At 73.0% G+C, this 25,487-nt stretch carries 27 protein-coding genes and 1 pseudogene; 14 read left to right on the top strand and 14 right to left on the bottom strand.

The features are described 5' to 3' along the window. Positions 1–503: pseudogene (locus tag ABD345_RS26195) on the top strand (hypothetical protein); the annotation flags it as partial. Positions 504–571: 68 nt separating this feature from the next. Here the strand turns inward: ABD345_RS26195 and ABD345_RS26190 are convergent. The 4 genes from ABD345_RS26190 to ABD345_RS26175 all read right to left on the bottom strand — a co-directional run bounded on the left by ABD345_RS26190 (position 572) and on the right by ABD345_RS26175 (position 2,796). Further along, positions 572–778, bottom strand: a complete 207-nt coding sequence (locus tag ABD345_RS26190; RefSeq protein ID WP_344555205.1) for a hypothetical protein — start codon at positions 776–778, stop codon at positions 572–574. Positions 779–861: 83 nt separating this feature from the next. After that, the gene (locus tag ABD345_RS26185) at positions 862–1,248 is read right to left on the bottom strand and encodes a hypothetical protein (protein WP_344555203.1); all 387 of its coding nucleotides are present in this window, start codon (positions 1,246–1,248) and stop codon (positions 862–864) included. Continuing rightward, positions 1,235–1,513, bottom strand: a complete 279-nt coding sequence (locus ABD345_RS26180) for a hypothetical protein (protein ID WP_344555202.1) — start codon at positions 1,511–1,513, stop codon at positions 1,235–1,237. The genes ABD345_RS26185 and ABD345_RS26180 overlap by 14 nt, the downstream gene beginning before the upstream one ends. Before the next feature lie 53 nt (positions 1,514–1,566). Continuing rightward, positions 1,567–2,796 (bottom strand): helix-turn-helix domain-containing protein, encoded by a 1,230-nt coding sequence (locus ABD345_RS26175; RefSeq protein WP_344555201.1) that lies wholly within the window; start codon positions 2,794–2,796, stop codon positions 1,567–1,569. 213 nt (positions 2,797–3,009) lie between these two features. Here ABD345_RS26175 and ABD345_RS26170 point away from each other — a divergent pair, with 213 nt between their 5' ends. Beyond that, the gene (locus ABD345_RS26170) at positions 3,010–3,477 is read left to right on the top strand and encodes an NUDIX domain-containing protein (RefSeq protein ID WP_344555199.1); all 468 of its coding nucleotides are present in this window, start codon (positions 3,010–3,012) and stop codon (positions 3,475–3,477) included. A gap of 206 nt (positions 3,478–3,683) precedes the next feature. Here the strand turns inward: ABD345_RS26170 and ABD345_RS26165 are convergent, their stop codons facing one another. Together ABD345_RS26165 and ABD345_RS26160 are read right to left on the bottom strand one after the other, a co-directional pair. Beyond that, the gene (locus ABD345_RS26165; RefSeq protein ID WP_344555197.1) at positions 3,684–4,640 is read right to left on the bottom strand and encodes a pirin family protein; all 957 of its coding nucleotides are present in this window, start codon (positions 4,638–4,640) and stop codon (positions 3,684–3,686) included. 156 nt (positions 4,641–4,796) lie between these two features. Continuing rightward, on the bottom strand, positions 4,797–5,285 hold the full coding sequence (locus ABD345_RS26160) for an SseB family protein (RefSeq protein WP_033251964.1): 489 nt from the start codon (positions 5,283–5,285) through the stop codon (positions 4,797–4,799). Positions 5,286–5,499: 214 nt separating this feature from the next. Between ABD345_RS26160 and ABD345_RS26155 the strand changes: the two genes are divergently transcribed. Both ABD345_RS26155 and ABD345_RS26150 read left to right on the top strand, forming a co-directional pair. Continuing rightward, a complete protein-coding gene (locus ABD345_RS26155; RefSeq protein ID WP_344555195.1) occupies positions 5,500–7,329 on the top strand; it encodes an acyl-CoA dehydrogenase in 1,830 nt (609 codons plus the stop codon). Between the two features lie 253 nt (positions 7,330–7,582). Beyond that, positions 7,583–8,884 carry a M18 family aminopeptidase gene (locus tag ABD345_RS26150; protein ID WP_344555193.1) on the top strand — a complete coding sequence of 434 codons (1,302 nt, stop codon included), beginning with the start codon at positions 7,583–7,585 and terminating at the stop codon, positions 8,882–8,884. Between the two features lie 43 nt (positions 8,885–8,927). On the opposite strand, the gene ABD345_RS26145 is transcribed toward ABD345_RS26150, so the two are convergent. Further along, on the bottom strand, positions 8,928–10,748 hold the full coding sequence (locus tag ABD345_RS26145; RefSeq protein WP_344555191.1) for an NHL domain-containing thioredoxin family protein: 1,821 nt from the start codon (positions 10,746–10,748) through the stop codon (positions 8,928–8,930). 83 nt (positions 10,749–10,831) lie between these two features. Here ABD345_RS26145 and ABD345_RS26140 point away from each other — a divergent pair, with 83 nt between their 5' ends. Together ABD345_RS26140 and ABD345_RS26135 are read left to right on the top strand one after the other, a co-directional pair. Next, a complete protein-coding gene (locus ABD345_RS26140; protein ID WP_344555189.1) occupies positions 10,832–11,110 on the top strand; it encodes a hypothetical protein in 279 nt (92 codons plus the stop codon). Then, the gene (locus ABD345_RS26135) at positions 11,107–11,496 is read left to right on the top strand and encodes a twitching motility protein PilT (RefSeq protein WP_344555187.1); all 390 of its coding nucleotides are present in this window, start codon (positions 11,107–11,109) and stop codon (positions 11,494–11,496) included. The genes ABD345_RS26140 and ABD345_RS26135 overlap by 4 nt, the downstream gene beginning before the upstream one ends. 196 nt (positions 11,497–11,692) lie before the next feature. On the opposite strand, the gene ABD345_RS26130 is transcribed toward ABD345_RS26135, so the two are convergent. Continuing rightward, a complete protein-coding gene (locus tag ABD345_RS26130; protein ID WP_344555185.1) occupies positions 11,693–12,325 on the bottom strand; it encodes a hypothetical protein in 633 nt (210 codons plus the stop codon). Between the two features lie 161 nt (positions 12,326–12,486). Here ABD345_RS26130 and ABD345_RS26125 point away from each other — a divergent pair, with 161 nt between their 5' ends. Together ABD345_RS26125 and ABD345_RS26120 are read left to right on the top strand one after the other, a co-directional pair. After that, a complete protein-coding gene (locus ABD345_RS26125) occupies positions 12,487–13,584 on the top strand; it encodes a hypothetical protein (protein ID WP_344555183.1) in 1,098 nt (365 codons plus the stop codon). Positions 13,585–13,650: 66 nt separating this feature from the next. Next, positions 13,651–14,736, top strand: a complete 1,086-nt coding sequence (locus ABD345_RS26120; RefSeq protein ID WP_344555181.1) for a hypothetical protein — start codon at positions 13,651–13,653, stop codon at positions 14,734–14,736. Between the two features lie 2 nt (positions 14,737–14,738). Here the strand turns inward: ABD345_RS26120 and ABD345_RS26115 are convergent, their stop codons facing one another. After that, positions 14,739–15,416: a phosphotransferase gene (locus ABD345_RS26115; protein WP_344555179.1), complete on the bottom strand. Its 678-nt coding sequence runs from the start codon at positions 15,414–15,416 to the stop codon at positions 14,739–14,741. Then, positions 15,413–15,565, bottom strand: coding sequence for a hypothetical protein (locus ABD345_RS26110; protein WP_344555177.1), 153 nt, complete (start codon positions 15,563–15,565; stop codon positions 15,413–15,415). Before ABD345_RS26110 ends, ABD345_RS26115 begins: the two co-directional genes overlap by 4 nt. 78 nt (positions 15,566–15,643) lie before the next feature. Here ABD345_RS26110 and ABD345_RS26105 point away from each other — a divergent pair, with 78 nt between their 5' ends. From ABD345_RS26105 to ABD345_RS26095, 3 genes are all read left to right on the top strand, one after another. Then, on the top strand, positions 15,644–16,432 hold the full coding sequence (locus ABD345_RS26105) for an aminoglycoside 3'-phosphotransferase (RefSeq protein WP_344555175.1): 789 nt from the start codon (positions 15,644–15,646) through the stop codon (positions 16,430–16,432). Positions 16,433–16,501: 69 nt separating this feature from the next. Next, complete coding sequence (locus tag ABD345_RS26100) at positions 16,502–16,993, top strand: LURP-one-related/scramblase family protein (RefSeq protein ID WP_344555173.1); 492 nt, start codon at positions 16,502–16,504, stop codon at positions 16,991–16,993. A gap of 141 nt (positions 16,994–17,134) precedes the next feature. Beyond that, on the top strand, positions 17,135–17,557 hold the full coding sequence (locus ABD345_RS26095) for a DUF350 domain-containing protein (protein WP_344555171.1): 423 nt from the start codon (positions 17,135–17,137) through the stop codon (positions 17,555–17,557). A gap of 27 nt (positions 17,558–17,584) precedes the next feature. Here the strand turns inward: ABD345_RS26095 and ABD345_RS26090 are convergent, their stop codons facing one another. Together ABD345_RS26090 and ABD345_RS26085 are read right to left on the bottom strand one after the other, a co-directional pair. Next, entirely contained in the window at positions 17,585–18,178 is a 594-nt protein-coding gene (locus ABD345_RS26090) for a GNAT family N-acetyltransferase (RefSeq protein WP_344555169.1), read from the bottom strand. A 129-nt stretch (positions 18,179–18,307) separates the two neighbouring features. After that, positions 18,308–19,591: an adenylosuccinate synthase gene (locus tag ABD345_RS26085; protein WP_344555165.1), complete on the bottom strand. Its 1,284-nt coding sequence runs from the start codon at positions 19,589–19,591 to the stop codon at positions 18,308–18,310. Positions 19,592–19,717: 126 nt separating this feature from the next. On the opposite strand from ABD345_RS26085, the gene ABD345_RS26080 reads away from it, so the two are divergent. The 3 genes from ABD345_RS26080 to purM all read left to right on the top strand — a co-directional run bounded on the left by ABD345_RS26080 (position 19,718) and on the right by purM (position 23,453). Then, entirely contained in the window at positions 19,718–20,533 is an 816-nt protein-coding gene (locus tag ABD345_RS26080) for a diacylglycerol kinase (protein ID WP_344555163.1), read from the top strand. A gap of 194 nt (positions 20,534–20,727) precedes the next feature. Beyond that, positions 20,728–22,308 carry an amidophosphoribosyltransferase gene (gene purF / locus ABD345_RS26075; protein WP_344555161.1) on the top strand — a complete coding sequence of 527 codons (1,581 nt, stop codon included), beginning with the start codon at positions 20,728–20,730 and terminating at the stop codon, positions 22,306–22,308. A gap of 68 nt (positions 22,309–22,376) precedes the next feature. Next, positions 22,377–23,453 carry a phosphoribosylformylglycinamidine cyclo-ligase gene (gene purM / locus ABD345_RS26070; protein ID WP_344555159.1) on the top strand — a complete coding sequence of 359 codons (1,077 nt, stop codon included), beginning with the start codon at positions 22,377–22,379 and terminating at the stop codon, positions 23,451–23,453. Between the two features lie 132 nt (positions 23,454–23,585). Here the strand turns inward: purM and ABD345_RS26065 are convergent, their stop codons facing one another. Both ABD345_RS26065 and ABD345_RS26060 read right to left on the bottom strand, forming a co-directional pair. After that, positions 23,586–23,828 carry a DUF3073 domain-containing protein gene (locus ABD345_RS26065; protein WP_344555157.1) on the bottom strand — a complete coding sequence of 81 codons (243 nt, stop codon included), beginning with the start codon at positions 23,826–23,828 and terminating at the stop codon, positions 23,586–23,588. Between the two features lie 372 nt (positions 23,829–24,200). Next, a complete protein-coding gene (locus tag ABD345_RS26060) occupies positions 24,201–25,343 on the bottom strand; it encodes a Glu/Leu/Phe/Val dehydrogenase dimerization domain-containing protein (protein WP_344555155.1) in 1,143 nt (380 codons plus the stop codon). Between the last annotated feature and the right edge of the window lie 144 nt (positions 25,344–25,487).

Below are 25,487 nucleotides of genomic sequence, written 5' to 3'. Positions count from 1 at the left end.
TCCCCACCGAACCGGCCGAGCCCGTCGGGGTGCCGGGGGTGGTGAACGGGCGCTTGCGCGAGGCGGCGGCCGTGCTGCTGCGGGTGGTGCGGCCCGAGCCCCGTCTGCGGCTGGGCCGGGCCGAGGCCGAGGGGCTCGCGCCGCTGGTCGTCCAGTGGCAGGAGCGCGGGGCGAGCGCCGCCGACCTCGCCACCGCCCTGCTGCCCGGCCTGCCCGCCCCGCTGCACTCCCCGGCCGCCCTGCTCCGCGACCGCCTGCAACGCAAGATGCCCCCCGAACCCACCCACCCCGCCCCGGCCCGCCACGCCGAGTGCGCCACCTGCCACGACCCCGTCCCCCGCCCCGGCATCTGCGCGCCCTGCGCGGGCCTCGCACCCCGCCCCACCCCGGCGGTCGGCGGCGGCGCGGCCGCCACCCCGGCAGGCGCCACCCGCGTCCGCAACGCCCTGCGCGCGGCCAGGGAAGCCCTGCCACTGGGCCTACCCGCCACGTTCACCGGATAGCCTCCGGCCCCCAACCACCCTCCTGGAAACCGAAGTTCACGTCGCACTCGCCGAATCCCCCCGGCCGGTCAGCGGGGTGCGCCCGGCCGTGGCGGCGGGTCCAGGTGCACCTCGCACCACACCGTGCCCCTGTCCCGTTCGTCGTGCTGCGGCCGGTGGGAACCACGGTGCCCGTAACGATCGCCCATGGCCAGCGCCGCCAGCACTTCACGGTGATCGCCCCCGTCGCCGTACAGGTGCACGGAGATCCGGTACCCGTCCGCGATCTCCGCCACCTTCGCCTCCTGCCCGGTGGCCTGCGCCAGCCGCTCGGCAACCGCCCACGCCCGTTGCCGCAACACCCCCGCCGCCCCACCCGTCACGAGGCCACCCCCAGCGCGGGCAGTGCCCCGTCCGGAGCGATCAACCCGAGCACCTCCAGATACCCACCCGACAGGCCACCGAAGTCCAGCTCCGGGAACTCCGCCACCACTGTCTGCAACTCACCCCTAAGGAAAGCGAGTTCAAGCAACGCCTCCGCCAACCGCTGCACCCAGGCCAACCCGGCATGCCCCAACGCAACCCCGGCCAACTCCGGCCCCACATCCGGCCGGTACACCGGCGACAACCCCGGCGGCGGCTCCAACCGCGCCATCCGAAACGCCCGCTCCAACAACTCGGCGGCCCCCTCGCTGTCGGCGAACCCGTCCCGCAGGAACCGCCGGAGCACACTTCCGTCCCCCAACGGTGCATCAGCGTGCGGCATTTGGCGCTCCTTGCTGCTCGGGACGTTCGGATGGGCGCGCGGCGGTCGTGTCGGAGGGGCTCAGGGTGGCGGCGTCCCGGGCGGCCGTCCACTCCTCCCCTCCGGCGGGTGGGCTCAGGTGGTAGGCGTAGGTGCCCTCGCCGGGTACGTCCACGATCACGCCGACGGCTCGGGCGGCGGTGTCGTACGCGAGGTCACCGAGGCGTGGAATCCAGGGCGGGGCCGGTCCGTTCGCGTCTCGGCGGGTGGTGTGTCGTCCGCTCATGCGACAGAGAGTAGGCGGACGGTTACGGTCGAATATGAATCGGCGGAATACCGCTATCCGTCCAGGTGGAAGCGGTCGGACATGCGGCGGAGCTTCTCCCGGGTCCCGGCCCGTTCCGCGTAGACGATCTTGCGCAGGGTGGCGCGGGCGATGGGGTGGTTCCGGACGAGTTGGGGCGCGATCCGCTCCGCCTTCTCCAACTCGGTGAGGGCGCGGTCCCGGTTGCCGTCCCAGAGCCAGGCGCGCGCCAGGTCCATGTGGTGGTGGCCGCGCCGGGAGCCGGGCAGGGCGGCGACCTGCGCCTGGTCGGCCCGTTCGTGGAGCGCCAGGGCCTTGGCGTGGTCGCCCATCTCCAACTGCACCGAGATGGAGTGGAGTTGGACGTTCCCGGCGGAGAAGGTCAGCGAGTGCCGGTCGAACACCGGGGCCCGGCCCGCGTCCATCCGTTCGGCTGCGGTCCGGGCGAGCTGGATGCGCCCTTCGGTCTCGTCGGGCCGACCGGCCCGCGCCGCCGAGACGGCCGCACGCAGCTGCAGTGTTCCCCAGGCCCGGACAGCGAGCGGTTCCCCGGCGGCGTACTCGTCCTCGATCGACCGAAGTGCCTTGTCCGACAAGGCCAGTGAGTCGGACCAGTCGGCCGTCGCCCACATGTCCCAGACCCGCATCCAATGGGCCACCGCCGGCAGGACCACGTCCCCCGACCGCTCCGCCGCCCAGGCGGCACGCTCGCACGCCATCGCGATCAACTCCGGGTGCCCCAGCGCGTGAGCCGCAGTGTGGGCGAACTTGCAGCACACCGCGTAGACGCCGAACGCTTCCTCGCGTTCGTGTCCGTCGGCACTCTCCGCCAACGCCCTGGTCTCGCGCAGCAGATCGGGCAGCACCCGCAGGATCGAGACGTTCGCGGCGGCGTCGCGCAGGCGGTGCAGCCGTTCGGTCTCCTGCCACAACTGCCGGGAGGACCGGGGGCGGCCGTCGAAGACCGGTGCCAGGTCGTACCGGCGCAGCTCGCGCAGGATCGACGCGGCGGCGATCTGCCACTGGTTCTCGGACGCCTTGCCCGCGACGAAAGGACGCTCGATCAGGTCGTTCGGATGGCAGTGCAGCGCGGCGGCGACCTCGTTGACAAGGCTGGCCCGGTCCAGCTCGATGTGCCCCCGCTCGACCTTCGAGACCCACCCCTGCGTCCGCCCGAGCGCCGCAGCCAAGTCCGCCTGCGGCATCCCCAACCGGAGCCGCTGCCGCCGGACGCGCCTCCCGATCGACTCCCGCTCCTCCAGCACCGCCGCCCCTCCTGTTCAACAAACCTCCGGCCTCCACGAAGGACAGTACCCGCGGACACCCGCCCCGGAAGCTCCGGATGCGGCTGGCACAACCGGCCGTGCGCGGAACGTCCGCAGTAGCATCCGTGAACCACCGACCAGCTGACCGAAGGGGAGCAGGCATGACCGTCATCGCGCCGAGCGGCCGGACGGACCTCACCGGGGAGCCGCCGCATGGCCAGGCGTGACTACGAGGACGACCCGGACGCCCCGAAGCCCAACAGCCTCGTCCCGGCCGCCTCGGTGGTGGTCGTGGACGGCGCCGGCCGCGTCCTGCTGCAACGCCGCACCGACAACGGCATGTGGGCGCTGCCCGGCGGCACGATGGAGTTGGGCGAGTCGCTCGCCGACTGCGGGATCCGGGAGACCCGGGAGGAGACCGGGCTCGACGTCGAGATCACCGGGATCGTCGGCACCTACACCAACCCGGGCCACGTCTTCGCGTACGACGACGGCGAGGTCCGCCAGGAGTTCAGCATCTGTCTGCTCGGACGGCCGGTGAGCGGTGAACTCCGGTTCTCCGACGAGTCGTTCGAGGTCGCCTGGTTCACCCCGCAGCAGACCGACGACCTGCCGATGGTGCCCAGCATCCGCAAACGGATCACCGACTGGCGCTCCGGCCGCACCCCGGTCGTCCGGTAGAACCGCTCGCAGCGGACGAGAACCGACCGAAGGGGAACGGGCATGACCGTCGTCGCGGCGGATACCGTGGCCGGTGCGCGCGAGGCCGGGCTGCCCGTGACGGTCGTGTGGCCGGACGGCGCGGCTCGCTGCGGCGGCTAGCCGGAACGGCCGGAGCCCGCACCGGCGCCGGGGTGGGGTGCGGGCTTCCGGCCTTTGTCAGCGGGTCAGTTGGCGTCGGCCGGGACGGTGCCGAGGCGGCCGGCCTGGAAGTCCTCCATGGCCTGCTGGAGTTCGCGGTGGCTGTTCATCACGAACGGGCCGTAGTGGGCGACGGGCTCGCGGATCGGGAGGCCGCCGAGCAGGACTACCTCGAAGTTGGCGGAGCGCGAGTCCTGCTTCTCGTCGGCGCGGATGGTGAGGCTGTTGCCGTCGCCGAAGACCACGGCCTGGCCCATGTGGAACGGGCGCCGTTCCTCGCCCGCCGAGCCGCTGCCGGCCAGGCCGTAGGCGAGGGCGTTGAAGTCCTGGCGCCAGGGCAGGGTGACCTGCGCGCCGGGGTTCACGGAGACGTGGATCATCGTGATGGGGGTGTGGGTGGCGCCGGGGCCCTGGTGGCCGTCGAGCTCGCCGGCGATGACCCGGAGGAGGCCGCCGCCGTCGGTCGAGGCGAGGAGCTTGACGCTGCCGCCGCGGATGTCCTGGTACTTGGGGGCGATCATCTTGTCCGCGGCGGGCAGGTTCACCCAGAGCTGGAGGCCGTGGAAGATGCCGCCGGACATGACCAGCGACTCGGGCGGGGTCTCGATGTGCAGCAGGCCCGAGCCCGCCGTCATCCACTGGGTGTCGCCGTCGGTGATGGTGCCGCCGCCGCCGTGCGAGTCACGGTGGATGAAGGTGCCGTCGATGATGTAGGTGACGGTCTCGAAGCCGCGGTGCGGGTGCCAGGGGGTGCCCTTGGGCTCGCCGGCCGCGTAGTCCACCTCGCCCATCTGGTCCATCATGATGAACGGGTCGAGGAACTTCTGGTTGATCTTGGCGAAGGCGCGGCGGACCGGGAAGCCCTCGCCCTCGTAGCCCTCCGGGGCGGTGGCGACGGCCAGCACCGGGCGGGCGGTGGCGCCCTCGGCGGGAGCTGCGACGCGCGGCAGGATCAGCGGGTTCTCGACGGTCACGGCGGGCATGTCGGCCTCCTTCGGGGTCTGTGGCCTACGTCCACCACAGTAGTTCAATTCTCAACCACTCGCAAGGTTGAACGTTGAACTATCGGGGCGCATTCCCGTCGGGGAGAGGGAAGGCCTGCGGGGGAGGGGAGGGGAGGGGAGGGGAGGGGGGAGGGGTCAGCCGTACATGCGGCGCATGGTGAAGTCCACCATCTGCTCGACCGCGCGGGCGTCGAAGACCATCCGGTGCTCGCCCTCCATGTCCAGGGCGAAGCCGTAGCCGGTGGGCAGCAGGTCGAGGATCTCGGCGCCGGTCACCGAGAAGTGCTTGGACTCCTTGCCCGCGTACCGCTTCAGCTCCTTGAGCGAGCTGAACATCGGGATCACCGGGGTCGGGGTGTTGTGCAGGGCCAGGAAGCCGGGGCGGTCGCCGCGCGGGCAGTACACCTTGGAGGTGATGAAGATGGCCTGGAAGTCCTCCACGGGCATCGCGCCGGTGGTGAAGGCGCGCACCGCGTCCGCGAGCGAGGGCGGGGAGGGCTCGGGGTAGAGGGACTGCTGGGCGGCCTGCGGGTCGCCGTACCCGGGGCCGGGCATGCCGGACATCCCCTGCTGCATCTGCTGCTGGTAGGGGTCCTGGTAGGCGCTCTGCTCGTAGCCGTACACGGGGACAAGGCTATCGGGCCGGGCCCCGCTTGGGGGCGGGTGATCCGCACAATCCCGGGCGGGGCGCCATTGTGGGACGTGACCACGTTCATACCCCGGTCACGTCAGGGGGCTTGAACAAGTTACCAACGGGTAGCATCATGGGGCGTACTGGTGGGTAAGCGGTGCGCCGGCAGCGGCCGCCCGTGGAAGCAGACGAACCGGAGAAACGGTCATGGGTCACTACAAGTCCAACCTGCGGGACGTGGAGTTCAACCTCTTCGAGGTGTTCGGCCGCGACCAGGTGTACGGCACCGGTCCGTTCGCCGAGATGGACGTCGACACCGCGAAGAACATCCTCAGCGAGATCTCCCGGCTGGCCGAGAACGACCTCGCCGCCTCGTTCGTCGACGCCGACCGCAACCCGCCGGTGTTCGACCCGGAGACCAACACCGCTCCGATCCCGGCGACCTTCAAGAAGAGCTACCAGACCTTCATGGACGCCGAGTGGTGGCGCCTGGGCATCCCGGAGGGCATCGGCGGCCAGGTCACCCCGAACTCCCTGGTCTGGGCGTACGCGGAGCAGGTGCTCGGCTCCAACCCGGCGATCTGGATGTACTCCTCCGGCCCGGCCTTCGCCGGCGTCGTCTACGACGAGGGCACCGAGGAGCAGCAGAAGGTCGCCCAGCGGATGGTCGAGCGGCTCTGGGGCGCCACCATGGTGCTGACCGAGCCCGACGCGGGCTCCGACGTGGGCGCCGGCCGCACCAAGGCGGTCAAGCAGGAGGACGGCTCCTGGCACATCGAGGGCGTCAAGCGCTTCATCACCTCGGGCGAGCACGACATGTCCGAGAACATCGTCCACCTGGTGCTGGCCCGCCCCGAGGGCGGCAAGCCGGGCACCAAGGGCCTGGGCCTGTACATCGTGCCGAAGTACGACTTCGACTGGGAGACCGGCGAGATCGGCGAGCGCAACGGCGTCTACGCCACCAACGTCGAGCACAAGATGGGCCTCAAGGCGTCCAACACCTGCGAGATGACCTTCGGCGCCAAGCACCCGGCCAAGGGCTGGCTGCTCGGCGAGACCGTCGACGGCATCCGCCAGATGTTCAAGATCATCGAGTTCGCCCGGATGATGGTCGGCACGAAGGCCATCGCCACCCTGTCCACCGGCTACCTGAACGCGCTGGAGTACGCCAAGGAGCGCGTGCAGGGCGCCGACCTCGCGCAGTTCATGGACAAGACCGCGCCGCGCGTCACCATCACCCACCACCCGGACGTGCGCCGCTCGCTGCTGACCCAGAAGGCGTACGCCGAGGGCATGCGCGCCCTGGTCCTCTACACCGCCTCGGTGCAGGACGACATGCTGGCCGCCCGCCTGCGCGGCGAGCACGACGCCGCCGCCGAGCGGCTGAACGACCTGCTGCTGCCGATCGTGAAGGGCTACGGCTCGGAGAAGTCCTACGAGCAGCTCGCCCAGTCGCTGCAGACCTTCGGCGGCTCCGGCTACCTGCAGGAGTACCCGATCGAGCAGTACATCCGGGACGCCAAGATCGACACCCTGTACGAGGGCACCACCGCGATCCAGGGCCAGGACTTCTTCTTCCGGAAGATCGTCAAGGACGGCGGCCAGGCGCTGACCGCCGTCAACGAGCAGATCACCAAGTTCCTCGCCACCGGCGAGGGCGGCGCCGAACTGGCCCCCGAGCGCGACCTGCTGGCCAAGGCCGCCGGCGACCTGGAGGCCATCGTCGGCACCCTGATCGCCGACCTGACCGCGGTCGAGCAGGACGCCCAGAACATGTACAAGGTGGGCCAGAACACCACCCGCCTGCTGATGGTCTCCGGCGACGTGGTGGTCGGCTGGCTGCTGCTGCGCCAGGCCGCCGTCGCGCTCGCCAAGCTGGAGGCCGGCGCCTCGGAGAAGGACGTCCCGTTCTACCGGGGCAAGGTGGCCGCCGCGAAGCACTTCGCCCGCAACGTGCTGCCGACCACCGCCGCGCAGCGCCAGATCGCCGAGAACGTCGACAACGAGCTGATGGAGCTGGCCGAGGAGGCGTTCTGATCCGGCGCGCCCGCCACAGGACCGCCTGACCCACCCTCACCCCGCGGGGCCCGGTACTGCACCGGGCCCCGCGGCGTCTTTCCGGGCGGTCCGCCGCGCCGCTCCCCGGACGGCACCGGGCCCATGTCGCGCTGCGTTCACTGTTGTGTCACCGTTGCGGACTTCCCGAGGTCCTGTCCGTGTACGGGCATATGCTCGTGGTGCGGACCCGCAAACCCCACCAGGTCCGCCCCGCCTTCTACCCAGGAGCAAAATGTCGACCGCCGCCCGAACGGCCCACTTCGACCGGAAGCACACGGACGACCTGATCGCCTTCCTCGCCGCCTCCCCCTCCCCGTACCACGCGGTGGAGAGCGCGGCCGAGCGGCTGGAGCGGGTCGGCTTCCGCCGGGTCAGCGAGACGGCGGCCTGGGACGGCGACGGCGGCGGCCGCTACCTGGTGCGCGGCGGCGCGCTGATGGCCTGGTACGTGCCGCAGAACGCGACGGCCGCGACCCCGTACCGGGTGGTCGGCACCCACACCGACTCGCCGAACCTGCGGGTCAAGCCCGTCCCCGACACCAGCTCGGCGGGCTGGCGGCAGGTCGCCGTGGAGATCTACGGCGGCGTCCCGCTGAACACCTGGCTCGACCGGGACCTCGGGCTCTCCGGCCGGCTCGCGCTGCGCGACGGCAGTACCCGGCTGGTGCACCTCGACGAGCCGCTGCTGCGGGTCCCGCAGCTGGCCATCCACCTCGACCGCGGCGTCAACGACGGCCTCAAGCTCGACCGCCAGCGCCACCTGACGCCGATCTGGGGCATCGGCGGCACCACCGAGGGCGCCCTGCTGGAGTACGTCGCGGACAAGGCCGGGCTGGCCGCCGCCGACATCGCGGGCTGGGACCTGATGGCGCACGACGTGCAGCCGCCCGCCTACCTGGGCCGCGACCGCGAACTGCTGGCCGGGCCCCGGCTCGACAACCAGCTGTCCGTGCACGCCGCCACCGCCGCGCTGGCCGCGGTCGCCGAGGCCGGCGGCGACCTGCCGTACATCCCGGTGCTGGCCGCCTTCGACCACGAGGAGACCGGCAGCGAGTCCGACACCGGCGCGCAGAGCCCGCTGCTCGGCAACGTGCTGGAGCGCTCCTGCCACGCCCGCGGCGGCACCCTGGAGGACCGCGCCCGCGCGCTGGCCGGCACCGTCTGCCTCTCCTCCGACATGGGCCACGCCGTCCACCCCAACTACAGCGAGCGGCACGAGCCCGGCCACCACCCGATGCCCAACGGCGGCCCGATCCTCAAGGTCAACGTCAACAACCGGTACGCCACCGACGGGGTCGGCCGGGCGGTGTTCGCCGCCGCCTGCGAGAAGGCCGGCGTGCCGTGGCAGTCCTTCGTCTCCAACAACGCGATGCCCTGCGGCACCACGATCGGCCCGATCACCGCGGCCCGGCTCGGCATCACCACGGTGGACTGCGGCATCGCCGCGCTGTCCATGCACTCCGCCCGCGAGCTGTGCGGCGCCGAGGACCCGCACTACCTGGCGAGCGCGATCAAGGCGTTCCTGGAGGGCTGAGGCCCCGCGGGGTGCGGGCCCGCCGCCCGCACCCCGCGCCCGCTCACTCCATCCCGGCCAGCACCAGCGGCAGCCGGCTCGCGCCGCCCGCCACCAGCCGCACCGGCACGCCCCAGTCCTGCTGGTGCACGTGGCAGGCCGGGTACTCGATCTCCGGGTCGTCGTCGCAGGACGCCGCCATCGCCGAGACGTGCAGCACGCCCTCGGCCACCTCGGCGGAGAGCACCAGCTCGCGGCTCAGCGCGCTGTCCGCGCCCGCGCCCGACACCAGCAGCTCCGGCGGTGTCGCACTGACCAGCAGCCGGGTCGACGGACCGTAGCGCTCGTCCAGCTTCTGGCCGGTCGGCGCGGCGAACACCACGTCCAGCCGCAGCGCGCCCGGGGCGACCTCGGTCGCGGCCCGCCGCGTGCGGTGCGCGACGGCCTCCACCCGGACGGCCTCCTCGGGCAGCCGCAGCCTGGTCAGCCGGTGCCGGGCCGACTCCACCACCACGATGTCGCCGTCCACCACCACCGCGCCGGACGGTTCGCGCAGGTCGGTGGCCAGCGTGCTGACCTCGTCGGACGCCGGGTCGTAGCGGCGCAGCGCGTGGTTGTAGGTGTCGCTGACCGCCACCGAGCCGTCCGGCAGCACGGTCACGCCCAGCGGGTGCTGCAGCAGCGCCTGCCCGGCCGCGCCGTCCCGGTGCCCGAAGTCGAACAGGCCGGTGCCGACGGCGGTGCGCACCTCGTGGGTTCCACGTGAAACCCGGCGCAGCGCGGAGGTCTCCGAGTCGGCCACCCACAGCCGCCCGCCGTCCGCCGACACCGCCAGGCCGGACGGCTGGGCGAACCACGCCTCGCCGGCCGGGCCGTCCACCAGGCCCTCGTTGGTGGTGCCCGCCGCGACCCGCACCGTCCCGGCGGCCGGGTCGAAGGCCCACAGCTGGTGCACGCCCGCCATCGCGATCCACACCTCGCCGTCGAAGAACGCGACGTCCCACGGCGAGGACAGGTCCACCCCGCGGGCCGGGCCCGAGGTCGGCGAACCCTGCCACCACTGCTTCCCGGTGCCCGCCAGCGTGGTCACGCTGCCGTCCGCCAGCCGCACCCCGCGCAGCGCGTGGTTCACGGTGTCGGCCACCACCACGTCGTAGCCCAGGTCGAGGCCCTCCGGCACCAGCGCCAGGCCCTGCGGCTCGCTGAACCGCGGCTCGGCGCCGTCCACCAGCCCGCGCACCCCGTCGCCGATCCGGCGCACCACCCGCTCGCCGTCCCCGTCCAGCTCCACCAGCGAGTGGTGCCCCGAGTCCGCGACCAGGTAGTGCCCGTCCGGCAGCCGCACCGCCTTCCCCGGGAACCGCAGGTCACCCGCCTGCGGCTCCGGCGCCACGTACGGCCCGTCACCGCGCCGCAGCGTCCCCTTCGCCGCGTGCTCCGCCTCCAGCTCCTCCACCAGCTTCGCGATCGCGTGCGCGTGCCCCTCGCCCGCGTGCTGGGCGACCACGTACCCCTCCGGGTCGATCACCACCAGCGTCGGCCAGGCCCGCACCGCGTACTGCTTCCACGTCACCAGCTCCGGATCGTCCAGCACCGGATGGTGCACCTCGTACCGGGCCACCGCGTCCACCACCGCCCGGTGGTCGGCCTCGTGGACGAACTTCGGCGAGTGCACGCCGACGATCACCACCGTGTCCCGGTGCCGCTCCTCCAACTCCCGGAGTTCGTCCAGGACGTGGAGGCAGTTGATGCAGCAGAAGGTCCAGAAGTCCGCGATCACGATCTTGCCGCGGAAGTCGGCCAGGGACAGGTCCTTGCCCCCGGTGTTCAGCCATCCGCCCTTGCCCACCAGTTCGGGGGCGCGGACGCGTGCACGATAAGTCATGCCCCCATCCAACCGCACCGTCCAGGTCGGGATTCCGGACGAAACGGGTGGACGGCGACCCCCGAGCGTATTACGGTTGGAATATGAGCGAGAAGGCCAAGCTGAGCATCAGCCTCGAAGAGGAGCTCGGGGCGAGACTGCGAGCCCTCGCCGCACAGCGGCAGGAGCAGATCTCCACCGTGGTGACGCACGCCCTGGTGGACTACTTCGCCAACGAGGAGCGGCGGCTGGAGGGCCTGGCGGCCATGGCCGAGTACCAGCACGAGCACGGGGCCTTCACCGCCGAGGAACGTCGAGCCGCTTCGGAGCGGGTCGACGAGCTGATGGGCTGGGCCGCCGCATCGGAGCGGCACAGCGCGTGAACGCGATCGTCTACGACTCCGGGGCGTTGATCGCCGCGGAGAAGAACGACCGGGCCTTCGTGGCCCAGCACGAAACCCTCCTCTCGGCCCGGGTCCGGCCGTTGGTGCCGGCGGGCGTCCTGGCCCAGGTGTGGAACGCCAGGCCGTCCTCGGCGGTCCTGCGCCGGGTGCTGCGGGGCTGCGAGGTGCTCGCGCTGACAGAGGCACGGGCCAAGGCGGCGGCCGAACTCTGCCACCGCGCGGGCAGCCACGACGTGGTGGACGCGAGCGTCGTCCTGGCGGCCGTCGAGCACCTCGACGCGCCCATCCTCACCGACGACCTCGGGGACATCGGGCACCTCGTGGAGGCGTCCGGCCACGCCCGCATCAAGGTGGCCCGCCCGTAGTAGGCCAAGCGCGGGCTCCGTGCTCAGCAGGCCGGGAAGTCCGCGATCACGATCTGTCCCACCAGTTCGGGGGCGCGGACGCGTGCACGAGGAGTCATGACCCTGGTTGACCTCATCGGGCCGCCGGAGGACCTGCACGGCCCCGCGCTGCCGCGGTGCGAGGGGCGCGACGTCCGCGGCCGCTCGGGGGAGTCCTTCAGCGGGCCGGGTCGAGGGGCGGCAGCGGTAGGCGGACGGGGCGGGGGGCGGTGGTGTCCAGGGCGGTCCAGGCCCAGGCGGTGAGGGCGAGGGCGATCAGGACGAGGTCCGGGGTGGGGGAGGGGTCGGGGTCGTCCCAGTTGCTGCGCTCGGTGGAGGTGGGGGGCAGCCAGCCGCCCGGGTCCACCAGCAGGCCCACCGTGTCGCCGATGTCGGACGGGCCGCAGTTGCGGGCGACCGGGTGCGCCAGCGGCCGTCCGTCGGTGCGCCGGAGGTCACAGGCCCACTCCGGGCCGGAGAGCAGGCCGTCGGTGCGGTGCGCCCCCGTCACCGTGACCTCGACGACCACGCCCCGGTGGTGCCGCAGCTGGTCGGTGAGCAGCCAGCCCGGCAGCAGCAGCAACGCGAACCCGCACAGTCCGGCCGCCGTGGTCCGCGCCCAGCCCGCCCGCAGCGCGGCCAGCCCGAGCAGGGAGGCGGCCAGCACGGCGAGGCCCGCCGCGGTGCAGGCGTCCCAGGTGTCGGCGCCGGTGCTCAGCAGGTCCAGGCCGACCAGGGCGAGCGGGGAGGCGACGGCGAGCAGCACGCCCGTCCGGCGCCGGTGGCGGTCGGGCACTCGCAGGAATCTCATCGTCGGCTCCCGGCTGTTCGCGGTGTCACGTACGGGCTAAGGGCCCTCCATGCCCAACCCGCCACTCTTGCAGGACGGTTCGGTTCCGGGTCCGGTTCCGGGTGCGAGCACCGCCCACCCGGTGCGGGCCCGCCGCCGGGGCTCTGGCACGATCGCCCGCCGTGAGGAACGGACTGCTCCGGCGCTGGGCGCCGGTGGACAAGGTGTACCGGGTGGTCCTGGCGGTGGGCTGCGTGGCAGTGTGCCTGCCGTACTTGAGCGGTGGCCTGACGGTGCTGCCGCCCGCCGCCGGGGCGATCATCGGGACGTACGCCCTGCGGTGGCTGTGGGCGGCCCACCTGGTCGGGCCGGGGCGGTGGCTCGGGCTGTGGGCGGGCGGCTGGTCGTTCGGCGTCGGGGCCGTGGTGCGCACCACGCTGGGGCGGGGCGGGCCGCGCTACCTGCGGCGGATCCCGCTGCCGGTGCCGGCCCCCGCCGCCCTCGGCACCCGGACCGGGGCGCCGCTGCGGCCGGGACGGCTGCTGCTCGTCCTGCTGCCGTTCCTCGCGGCGGCCGCGCTGCTCTCGCAACTGCTGGCCCTGGCGGGCGGCGGCTTCGGCCGGGCCGCCGCGGTGCTGTGCCTGCTCGGGGCGGTGCGGCCGGTGCTGCTGACGGCCGCGGTCAGCTCGGTCCCCACCGCCGGGAGCCTGCCCGCGGGTCTGCCGGAGGTGCTGGCGACGCTCCAGCGCGACGTCGCCGGGGCCCGCCGCCTGCTGGACGCCCTCCCGGACGGCCCCGACACCCGGAGGGCCGCCCTGAGCGTGCTGCTCGCCGAGGGCCGCTACCGCGAACTCGTCGACCTGGCCGCGGAGTTCACTGCGGACGGGGACGAGCACACCGCCCTGGTGCACGCCCGGGCGCTGGCCTACCTCGACGAGACCGGCGCCGCCACCGACGCCGACCGCGCCGCCTTCCGCACTCTGTGCGCCGAGGCGTGCGGCCTGCCGCGCGAGCTCCGCGCCGGCACCGACCTGGCCGCCCTGCGGGAACTCGCCCTGGGCCGCGCCGACCAGGCCGTCGTCGCGGCCCGCTCGGCCGCCGCCGTCGCCAGCCCCCCGCTGCGCCGCGGCATGGCGTACGCGACCCTCGCCCTGGCCCTGCACCGCGCCGGCCACCCCGAGGAGGCCCGCACCGCGCTGGCCTCGGCCCGCCGGACCGGACCGGCGAGCGCCCGGCTGGCATTCCTGACCGATCTGCTCGGCGCCCCCGCGAAGGTCTGAGGCCGGGGCGAGGCGATTCCGGAAACGGCTCTCGGGACGGGGGCGGTTCTGGCACGATCCCCCTTCGTGAGCGAGGAATTGACGCGGCGGTGGAAGCAGGCCGCGCAGGTGCACCGGGCGGTCGCACTGGCGGTGCTGCTCGGGGTGATCGGCTGGCACCTGCGGGCCGGGTCGGGCTTGCTGTGGGCCATGGTGGGGGTGACGGCGGGCCTGTACGCGGAGGGCCTGCTGTGGGCGGCCTACCTGTCCGGGCCCGGGCGGTGGTTCGGGCTGCGAGCGGACGGCTGGTCGTTCGGCGTCGGCGCCCCCTGGCGCACCTCACGACGCTTGCACGGAGGTTGGCAACTGCGCCGCGTCCCACTGCCGGTGCTGCGACCGGTCGGGCTCGGTACCGTACCGTCCGGGGGCGGACTGCTGCCGGGCCTGCTGGTGCACTTGGTGATCGCCGTCCTGGGCGCGGGACTGCTCGCCCTGGTGGGCGGGGACTTCGGCTCGGCGGCCGGGGTGTCCTGCCTGGCGGGATCGGTGGGGCCGGCGGTGCTGATGACCTTGCTCCGCAGCACGCCCGTGGCCTCCGCGGTCGCCCCCGAGGTGCGGGAGGTGACGGAGGTGCTGCAGCGCGACGTCGCCGGGGCCCGCCGCCTGCTGGACGCCCTCCCGGACGGCCCCGACACCCGGAGGGCCGCCCTGAGCGTGCTGCTCGCCGAGGGCCGCTACCGCGAACTCGCCGACCTGGCAACGGAGTTCGCTGATTCCGGATACCCCGTCGCCGTCCTGGCGCACGCCCGGGCGCTGGCCTACCTCGACGAGACCGGTGCCGCCACCGACGCCGACCGTGCCGCCTTCCGCACTCTGTGCGCCGCGGCCCGCCGCCTGCCGCGCGAGTTCCGCGCCGGCACCGACCTGGCCGCCCTGCAAGAACTCGCCCTGGGCCGGAACGGACTGGCCATCGACGAGGCCCGCTCGGCCGCCGCCGTCGCCAGCCCCCCGCTGCGCCGCGGCATGGCGTACGCGACCCTCGCCCTGGCCCTGCACCGCGCGGGACGCCCGGAGGAGGCCCGCACCGCGCTGGCCTCGGCCCGCCGGACCGGTCCGGCCACCGCCCGGCTGGCGTTCCTGACCGAACTGATCGGTGTCCCCGCGAAGGCGTGAGCTCAGGTCCGGTCCGCGCAGGCGCGGACCAGGGCGACGGCCGCGTCCAGCCGTTGGTGGTCCGCGGCGTCGAGTCCCGGGTCGGCGGCGCGGCGGGCGCGGGCGGCGGCGAGGTGGTGGGCGGTGAGCGGGGGCAGGCCGTGCAGCAGGGGGACGAGCATGGCGGGGGCGGCCTCGGCGTAGGCGGGCGGCATGCCGAGCAGGGCCTGGGCGAGGATGACGGCGCTCATCGCGACGTCCAGGCCGGGGTCGCCCTCGGTGGCGGTGGCCCAGTCGATGACGACCGGTCCGCGCGCGGTGAGCAGGACGTTCTCGGGGTGCAGGTCGAGGTGGAGCAGCCGGTCACCGGGCCGGGCGGCGGTGCGCGGCGGGACGGCGTGCAGGCGGCGCAGCAGGTCGGCGAGCAGCCGCCCGGCGTCGCCGGGGGCCAGCGTCCCGGTGGTGACCGCCCGCGCCACGGTGGGGCCGTCGAGCCGTTCCATCAGCAGGTCGGTGGGCCGTTCGCCGGGCCACGCGGCCGGTACCGGGTAGCCGTGCGCGGCGAGGTGCGCCATCAGTTCGGCCTCGCCGCGGGCGTCGGCCCCGGTGCGGTAGCGGCGCAGCACCCGGCCGTCGGGCAGCGCGAAGACGTCGGCGGTGCGGCCGGTGCCGAGCAGTTCGCCGGGCTCGGCGGCGCTCACGACCGGGCCGCCCGGGCGAGGTCGAGCGCCTGGTGGAGGCTGATCGGGCCGGACGCGCCCGGGCCGGCCAGCACCGGTCGGCACTCCTCGACCAGCCGTCCCAGCCGTTCGGCCTTCTCGGCCGGTATGCCCTGGACGTTCTCGAACACGCTTCCCCCGTGAGTCCGTGCGCCGCGCAGATCGGAAAACCGGGTGCCGCCCGCCCGCCCCTGACCGACAATGGCGGAATGATCGCATACGTCCCCGAGGGTGGCACCGAAATTCCGGCCGCTGTAGCCGAGTTGGCCGCCGGCGAGCCGGTCGTCGCGGTGTGGCGCAACGTGCTGGACGGCCTGACGTTCCGGCTCGGGGACGGCCCGGGGCGGCGGTTCGTGAAGTGGGCGCCGCCCGGCAGCGGGGTCGACTTCGCGGTCGAGGCCGAACGGCTGGGCTGGGCAGCGCGGTTCACCGCCGTCCCGGAGGTGCTGGGGCTGGGCGGCGACGAGCGCGGCAGCTGGCTGCTGACGGCCGGCCTGCCGGGGCGCTCGGCCGTCGACGAGGAGCTCAAGCGGGATCCGGCGACGGCGGTGCGGGCGGTCGGCGAGGGCCTGCGGGCCTTCCACGAGGCGCTGCCGGTGGCCGGCTGCCCGTACGAGTGGTCCGCGGCGCGGCGGGTCGCCCGGGCCGTCGAGCTGCGCCGCGACCCGGCCGACTGGCACGAGGACGTGCGCCACCACGGCACGGTGGACCGGGCGCTGGCGGTGCTGGCCGACCCGCCGCCGGTCGACGTCGAGGTGGTCTGCCACGGGGACGCCTGCGCCCCCAACACCCTGGTCGGCGCGGACGGCCGGTTCTCCGGCCACGTCGACCTGGGCGCGCTGGGCACCGCCGACCGCTGGGCGGACCTGGCGGTGGCCTCCTGGAGCACGGTGTGGAACTACGGCCCGGGCTGGGAGCGCCCCCTGCTGGCGGCGTACGGCGTCGAGCCGGACCCCGAACGCCTCGCCTACTACCGCCTGTTGTGGGACCTGACCTAGCCACCGGTGGCACCATGTCCGGTGCCGCCCGACGGCGGGCCGGCGAGCACCAGACGAGGAGTCGGGGACATGGGTCGGAAGTTCGTGGTCAAGGAGCGCCTCTTCGCGGTCGGCGACGACTACTGGGTCGAGGACGAGCACGGCGAGAAGGCGTTCCTGGTGGACGGCAAGGTGCTGCGGGTCCGGGACACCTTCGAGCTGCAGGACACCGAGGGCAACACGGTCGCCACCATCCGGGAGAAGGTGCTGACCGTCCGCGACGCGATGAAGATCGAGAACGCGGACGGGGACGTGGTGGCGACCGTCCGCAAGAAGCTGTTCACCCCGTTCCACGACAAGTACCACGTGGAGCTGGCGGACGGCGGCGAGTACGAGGTCCACGGCGACCTGATCGACAAGGAGTACACGGTCAAGGGCGACGGCCACCGCCTGGCCGAGGTCTCCCGCAAGTGGTTCCGGATCCGCGACACCTACGGCGTGGAGATCGAGGACGGCGTCGACGTCCCGCTGATGATCGCGATCGCGGTCTGCCTGGACCGCCTGGTCGAGCACAACGACTAGCCCGACGACCGGCACGACGACCGGCACGGCGACTGGAACAACGACTGAGGCACGGCCCCCGTCCGCGCCGGCCCCGTGCGCTATGTTGTGCCGGTCCTCGGCACGGGGCCGACGAGCGGACGGGCAGGAGGGGCGGGGCGGATGAACGACATCCTTCACCAGTTGGGGTACGCGGCGGCGTACGGCGCGGTCGGCCTGGTGCTGCTGCTGCTCGGCGTGCTGCTGGTCGACGCCCTGACGCCGGGCGAGCTGCGCCGGCAGATCTGGATCGAGCGCAACCGCAACGCCGCCGTGGTGCTCAGCTCGGCGCTGCTGGCGATCGGCGCGATCGTGTTCACCGCGGTGATCTCGACCTACCAGGAGTTCGGCAAGGGCCTGGCCGCGGCCGCCGTGTTCGGCCTGTTCGGCCTGCTGCTGATGGCCGTCTCGTTCTGGGTGCTGGACCTGGTCACCCCGGGCAGGCTGGGCGAGCTGCTGGTGGACGAGGAGCCGCACCCGGCGGTCTGGGTGACCGCCTCCACCAACCTGGCCGTGGCGGCGATCGTCTCCGCCGCCATCTACTGACCCTACTGACCCGCTCCGCGCGGGGGTTCAGCCCGCCGCCAGCCGCTCGGACAGCCGGGCCCGGGCGGCGGGCCACTCGTCGGCCAGCATCGAGAAGTACACGCTGTCCCGCCAGCTGCCGTCCGGCCGCCGCTTGGCCCGCCGGAAGGTGCCCTCGTAGGAGGCGCCGAGCCGCCGGATCGCTTGCTGCGAGCGCTCGTTGAGGTGGTCGGTCTTCCAGCAGACCCGGCCCATGCCGAGGTCCTCGAAGGCGTGACGGAGCAGCAGCAGCTTCGCCTCGGTGTTGACCGCCGTCCGCCACACCGCGCGGCCGTACCAGGTGCCGCCGATCTCCAGCTGCTCCTCCGCGGCGCTGGCGTCGAAGTAGCAGCTCACCCCGACCGCCCGCCCGTCCGCCGGGGCGACCACCGCGAACGGCGTGCAGGCCCGGTCGGCCAGCCGGGCGTCGATCACGGCCGCCATCTCGGCCTCGGTGCGCGGCACGGGCACCGGGATCCACCGCCACACCTCTTCGTCCCCGCCGCCGGCCGCGAACAGGTCGGGCACGTGGGCGCGGGTCAGCGGCTCCAGCCGGACGTGCCGACCGGTGAGGACGACGGGTGCGGGCAGCTTCGCGGTCATGCGCCCCACCGTAGGCCGCGATTGCACCAGTAGCAAGTGCTTTCTGCCTTAGTGCAATGTTGCGGGGGCGTGCGAGAGGCCCGGCACCCCCGCGTGCGAGCGGGAGCGCCGGGCCTCGTGCGCCGCGTCCTACAGGAAGGAGTTGATCTGGATGGTCTCGGTCCGGCCGGGGCCGACGCCGATCGCCGAGATCGGGGCGCCCGACATCTCCTCCAGCGCCTTCACGTACGCCTGGGCGTTCTTCGGCAGGTCGCCGAAGGTCTGCGCCTTCGAGATGTCCTCGCTCCAGCCGGGGAGGTTCTCGTAGATCGGCTTGGCGTGGTGGAAGTCCGACTGGTTGTACGGGAGTTCCTCGACCCGCTTGCCGTCGATCTCGTACGCCACGCAGACCGGGATCTGCTCCCAGCCGGTCAGCACGTCCAGCTTGGTGAGGAAGAAGTCGGTCAGGCCGTTGACCCGGGTCGCGTAGCGGGCGATCACCGCGTCGAACCAGCCGCAGCGCCGGTCGCGGCCGGTGGTGACGCCGCGCTCGCCGCCGATCCGGCGCAGCGCGTCGCCGTCGGCGTCCAGCAGCTCGGTCGGGAACGGGCCCGAGCCGACGCGGGTGGTGTACGCCTTCAGGATGCCGATGACCCGGTCGATCTTGGTCGGGCCGATGCCGGAGCCGGTGCAGGCGCCGCCGGAGGTCGGGTTCGACGAGGTGACGAACGGGTACGTGCCGTGGTCGACGTCCAGCAGGGTGCCCTGGCCGCCCTCCAGCAGGACGACCTTGTTCGCCTTCAGCGCCTCGTCCAGGACGAGGGTGGTGTCGGCCAGGTACGGCTTGATCTTGTCGGCGTAGCCCAGGTACTCCTCCAGCACCAGCTCGGCCGGGATCGCGCGCCGGTTGTAGAGCTTGACCAGCAGCTGGTTCTTGTCGTGCAGCGCGGCTTCGATCTTCTGGCGCAGGATCGACTCGTCGAACAGGTCCTGGACCCGGATGCCGACGCGGTTGATCTTGTCGGCGTAGGCCGGGCCGATGCCGCGGCCGGTGGTGCCGATCCGGCGCTTGCCGAGGAAGCGCTCGGTGACCTTGTCCAGCGTCCGGTGGTACGGGGTGATCAGGTGCGCGTTGCCGGAGATCAGCAGCTTCGAGGTGTCGATGCCGCGCTCGTCCAGGCCCTTGAGCTCGGAGAGCAGCACGCCCGGGTCGATCACGACGCCGTTGCCGATCACCGGCACGACGTTCGGGCTGAGGATGCCGGAGGGCAGCAGGTGCAGGGCGTACTTCTGGTCGCCGATGACCACCGTGTGACCGGCGTTGTTGCCGCCCTGGTAGCGGACGACGTAGTCGACGGAGCCGCCGAGGAGGTCGGTCGCCTTCCCCTTGCCCTCGTCTCCCCACTGGGCACCAACGAGCACGAGTGCCGGCACAGGCGTACACCCCTTCCGGTTGGGGCATCCTGCGTAGACCGCAGTCTGGCCCGAGATGGACGAAGCCCCTGGCGCAATGGCGCAAGGGGCTCTTGCACCGAGAGATTACCTGAGGAAGGACCGGTCGTGTCGTCGCTGTCCACGCCCGTATCCCGCCCCCCGGACGACACCGGGGGCCCCGGGCCGCTGCTGGTACTGCTCGACCCGTCGGCCCGGGAGGCCGACGGGGAGTCGGTGCGGATCGCCAAGGACGTGCTGTGCGGCGGTGCCGACGTGAAGGTCGCGCTGCCGCAGAGCCCGTCCGAGCTCGACCGGGTGCTCGCGCACCGGGGGCGGCGGCGGGCCGTGGTGGTCGGCTCCGACCAGGCGCTCCAGCGGGTGCTCCAGGCCCTGCACCGGCAGCGGGAGTTGGACAGCGACCCGGTGGGCCTGGTGCCGGTCGGCGGCCCGGTCAGCACCGCCACCGCCCGGCTGCTCGGGGTGCCCGCGGAGCCGGTCGCGGCCGCCCGCACGGTGCTGGCCGGCGCCGCCCGCCGACTGGACCTGCTGCTGGACGACGGCGGCGGCGTGGTGCTGGCCGAGGTGCGCTTCACCGGGCCGCGACAGGGCCGGACGGGTGGTTGGCGTTCGCTATGGGCGAAACTGGCTGCGGCCGAGCAGGCGAGCCCCTCCGACCCGGAGGAACTGCGGATCGAGGTCGACGGCCACCTGCTGGCCGACGTCCACCAGCGGGTCCGCCACCTGCGGGTGGCGGTGGTCGACGGCGGGATGGAGCTCGCCCTGGACCTCGACGGCAGCCCGCAGCGGCACCGGGCCGGCCGGCTCACCGTCGCCGGGCGGGACTTCGGCTACGAGGCGGACGGCTGCCCGGTCGGCCCGGTCCGCCACCGCACCTGGACGGTCCGCCCGCACTCCTGGCGGCTGCTGCTGCCCGCCGCCTGAGCCCCGCCGGGCCCTTCCGGTCACCCAGCGTGAGCAGGCTCACGTTTCGCCGTCCGTCCGCCGTGCGAAAGCCTGATGACAAGGGCGTGAAGGCGGCCACCCGTCGGGCGGAAAACTGGTAAGCGGCGGTATCTACGCGCGTACCAGGAGGCTGCCATCAGGCCGTTCGCCCGGGCTGCCCTAGACTCGGAGACGTGCCACGTGGTGACGGACGACTCAACCACGACCTCCTCCCCGGCGAGAAGGGCCCCCAGGACGCTTGCGGCGTCTTCGGTGTCTGGGCTCCCGGCGAAGAGGTCGCGAAGCTCACGTACTTCGGCCTCTATGCCCTGCAGCACCGCGGACAGGAATCCGCGGGCATCGCAGTGAGCAACGGCTCCCAGATTCTCGTCTTCAAGGACATGGGACTCGTCTCCCAGGTCTTCGACGAGACCTCGCTGGGGTCGCTGCACGGGCATATCGCCGTCGGACATGCCCGCTACTCGACCACCGGGTCCTCGGTCTGGGAGAACGCCCAGCCGACCTTCCGCGCGACCGTCCACGGTTCGCTGGCCCTCGGCCACAACGGAAACCTGGTCAACACCGCCGAACTGGCGGCGAAGGTCGCCGAACTGCCGGGCGAGGAGCACGTCTCCCGCTCCGGCCGGACGGCGGCGACCAACGACACCGACCTGCTCACCGCCCTGCTGGCGGGCCACCCGGACCTCACCATCGAGGAGACGGCCCGCAAGGTCCTGCCGGACGTCAAGGGCGCCTTCTCGCTGGTCTTCATGGACGAGCACACGCTCTACGCCGCCCGCGACCCGCAGGGCATCCGCCCGCTGGTGCTCGGCCGGATCGAGCGCGGCTGGGTGGTGGCCTCCGAGACCTCCGCCCTCGACATCGTCGGTGCCAGCTTCATCCGCGAGGTGGAGCCCGGCGAGCTGATCGCCATCGACGAGAACGGCATGCGCACCTCGCGCTTCGCCGAGGCCAAGCCCAAGGGCTGCGTCTTCGAGTACGTCTACCTGGCCCGCCCGGACACCACCATCGCCGGCCGCAACGTGCACCTCTCCCGGGTGGAGATGGGCCGCAAGCTGGCCGCCGAGGCCCCGGTCGAGGCCGACCTGGTGATAGCGACGCCCGAGTCCGGCACCCCCGCCGCGATCGGCTACGCCGAGGCCAGCGGCATCCCGTTCGGCTCCGGCCTGGTGAAGAACGCCTACGTGGGCCGCACCTTCATCCAGCCGAACCAGACCATCCGCCAGCTCGGCATCCGGCTCAAGCTGAACCCGCTCAAGGAGGTCATCCGGGGCAAGCGCCTGGTGGTCGTGGACGACTCGATCGTCCGCGGCAACACCCAGCGCGCGCTGGTCCGGATGCTGCGCGAGGCCGGCGCCGCCGAGGTCCACATCCGGATCTCCTCGCCGCCGGTGAAGTGGCCGTGCTTCTTCGGCATCGACTTCGCCACCCGCGCCGAGCTGATCGCTAACGGCCTCTCGGTCGACGAGATCGGCCGCTCGCTGGGCGCCGACTCGCTGGCCTACATCTCGATCGACGGGATGATCGAGGCCACCAAGCAGCCCAAGGACCAGCTCTGCCGGGCCTGCTTCGACGGCGAGTACCCGATGGAGCTGCCCGACCCGGCACTGCTCGGCAAGCTCCTGCTGGAGGCCGAGATCGCCGGCGGCCAGGCCAAGCAGCCGGTCCGCGGCGGCAAGCAGACCAGCGACCTCGACGGCGTGCAGTCGCTGCTGGGCGGCGCCGGCGCGGCGGACGCGCTGCGACGCCCGTAACCGTGCGCACCGCCCCCGGCCCGGGTGCCGGGGGCGGCGGTACCACCACTTCGAAAGGGCCACATCAAGTGACCAGCAACGAGACCGGGGCGACCTACGCCGCCGCGGGTGTCGACATCGAGGCCGGCGACCGTGCCGTCGAGCTGATGAAGCAGTGGGTGAAGAAGAGCAACCGGCCCGAGGTGGTCGGCGGGCTCGGCGGCTTCGCCGGACTGTTCGACGCCTCCGCCTTCAAGCGCTACGAGCGCCCGCTGCTGGCCACCGCCACCGACGGCGTGGGCACCAAGGTCGCCATCGCCCAGGCCATGGACAAGCACGACACCATCGGCCACGACCTGGTCGCCATGGTCGTCGACGACCTGGTGGTGTGCGGCGCCGAGCCGCTGTTCATGACCGACTACATCTGCGTCGGCAAGGTCGTCCCGGAGCGGGTCGCCGCGATCGTCAAGGGCATCGCCGAGGGCTGCACGCTGGCCGGCTGCGCGCTGGTCGGCGGCGAGACCGCCGAGCACCCGGGCCTGCTCGGCCCGGACGACTACGACGTCGCGGGCGCCGGCACCGGCGTGGTCGAGGCGGACGCGCTGCTCGGCCCGGACCGGGTCCGGGCGGGCGACGTGGTGATCGCGATGGCCGCCTCCGGCCTGCACTCCAACGGCTACTCGCTGGTCCGGCACGTGCTGCTGAACCAGGCCGGCTGGTCGCTGGACCGCCGGGTCGAGGAGTTCGGCCGCACCCTCGGCGAGGAGCTGCTGGAGCCCACCCGGATCTACTCGCTGGACTGCCTGGCGCTGGCCCGGGCCACCGAGGTCCACGCCTTCTCGCACGTCACCGGCGGCGGCCTGGCCGCCAACCTGGCCCGGGTCATCCCGGACGGCCTGCACGCCCGACTGGACCGCGGCACCTGGTCGCCGCTGCCGGTGTTCCGCACCGTCGCCAGGGTCGGCGCGATGCAGACCCTGGAGATCGAGAAGACCCTGAACATGGGCGTCGGCATGGTCGCCGTCGTCCCGCCGGAGTCGGTCGACACCGTCCTCGCCGTCCTGGAGGACCGCGACGTGGAGGCCTGGCTGCTGGGCGACGTGGTCGAGCGCACCGACGAGCACGACGGCGGCGCCGCGCTGTACAACGCCTACGAGGCGTTCTGATCCGAGGCACGGCGAGGGGCCCCGTCGCGCTGCGGCGGGGCCCACTCGTTCACCGGGGGCGACGACCGACGGTCGGGGACGCCGAAAACCGGCCCGGCGCTCACGGGGAGCGCTCGGACCGGCCGGAGAACGTCAGGCGCGGCGACGAGCCGGAGGGGTGTCCTCGTCGTCATCGTCGTCGTCGTTGTACCTGTCCGCGTACGCCGCGTAAGGGTCGTCCTCTTCGTCGTCGTCCTCGATCGGCTCAGGCTCGATCGCGGTGGACGGAGATACACCCAGCTCGTGAGACAGACGGTTAGCGTCGAACCCGCCGCTGTTGTACTTCAGCTCGCGGGCGACCTTCGTCTGCTTGGCCTTGGCCCGGCCGCGCCCCATGGGTCGACCCCCTCAACGGTGGGGCTCACGGCCCCGAGTCTGACACGTGTTGATGATCAGGTCCGGCCTGCCCGAAGTGGGAAACCGTCCCTTGGAGCATTAACGGTACCTGTTTCCGCCGCCGGACGGTACGTCGCCGGTGTGACGTGGCGCGCACCCGAGCCCCCCCGAACCAGGTCCGCCCAGGTCAGAGGGGAATTACGGGGCTTTCGCAGGCTGTCCGGCACGTGGCCGGACCCGTCGTTCCTACGGAGATTATCCCCCGAAGGGGGCGCGGTATCGCCCGATCGGGGGACGGACTGAGAATCCGGTTCCACATCGTGATGCGCGGGGCCGGGCGGTGCCGGCCCCGCGCGCCGCGGGCGGTCGCGGTCAGCTCCGGCGGGCCGCCGGGAGCAGCACCGAGCGGAGCGCGCCGATCTCGCGCATCCGCTTCTCGGCGAGCCGGTCGGCGGCCACCGCCGGGGGGACGCCGTCGGAGGCGGCCCGGGTGAAGATCTCCAGCGTGGTGTCGAAGATCCCGGCAGCCTTGTTCTTGGCCCGGTCGAAGTTGAAGCCCTCGATCTCGTCGGCGACCTGGATCACGCCGCCGGAGTTCACCAGGTAGTCGGGCGCGTAGAGGACGCCGCGGTCGGCGAGGTCCTTCTCCACGCCCGGGTGGGCGAGCTGGTTGTTGGCCGCGCCGCAGACCACCGCGGTGCCGGCCGCGCCGAGCGCCCCGACGGTGTCGTCGGTGAGCGCGCCGCCGAGCGCGCACGGGGCGTAGACGTCCAGCGCGGAGGCCAGCAGGGCGGCGGTGTCGGCCACCACCGCGACCTCCGGGTGGGCGGCCCGGACCCGGTTCACGGCCGCCTCGGAGACGTCCGTGACGACCACCTCGGCGCCGTCCGCGACCAGGTGGTCGACCAGGTGGTGGCCGACCTTGCCGACGCCCGCCACGCCGACCCGCTTCCCGCGCAGGGTGGGCTGGCCCCAGCGGGCCTGCGCGGAGGCGCGCATGCCCTGGAAGACGCCGAAGGCGGTCAGGACGGAGGAGTCGCCGGCGCCGCCGTGCTCGGGCGAACGGCCGGTCACGAAGGAGGTCTCGCGGGCCACCACGTCCATGTCCCGGACGTAGGTGCCGACGTCGCAGGCGGTCACGTAGCGGCCGCGCAGCGACTCCACGAAGCGCCCGTAGGCGCGCAGCATCGCCTCGTTCTTGTCCCGGTTCGGGTCGCCGATGATGACGGCCTTGCCGCCGCCGAGGTCGAGCCCGGCGAGGGCGTTCTTGTAGCTCATCCCGCGGGAGAGGTTCAGCGCGTCCTGCAGCGCCTCCTCCTCCGTCCCGTACGGGAAGAAGCGGGTGCCGCCCAGGGCCGGGCCGAGGGCGGTGGAGTGGATGGCGATGATCGCCTTGAGGCCGGAGGAGCGGTCGTGGCAGAGCACGACCTGCTCGTGCCCGTCCCCCTCCCGGCCGGTGCCGAAGACTCGGCCCAGCACGCCTGGTGCGGGGTGCGTGGTGTGTACGTCGGTCACTGTGGTGACTCCAGTAGGGATGGCCCGCGGCGGTGGTGCGGGCGTCTGGTCGAAGCCTAGTGCCGGGGTCGCCTTCGAATCTGCCCCTCGGAGGCCCCCCGAGCACGACGACCGAAGCCGTCCGCCCGACACCCTGACGGCTGT

Origin of the sequence: Kitasatospora saccharophila (assembly GCF_039529925.1) — a bacterium.
Taxonomy (GTDB): Bacteria; Actinomycetota; Actinomycetes; order Streptomycetales; family Streptomycetaceae; genus Kitasatospora; species Kitasatospora saccharophila.
The sequence above is the reverse complement of the archived record's forward strand: the minus strand, read 5'-3'. Positions and strand labels throughout refer to the sequence as shown.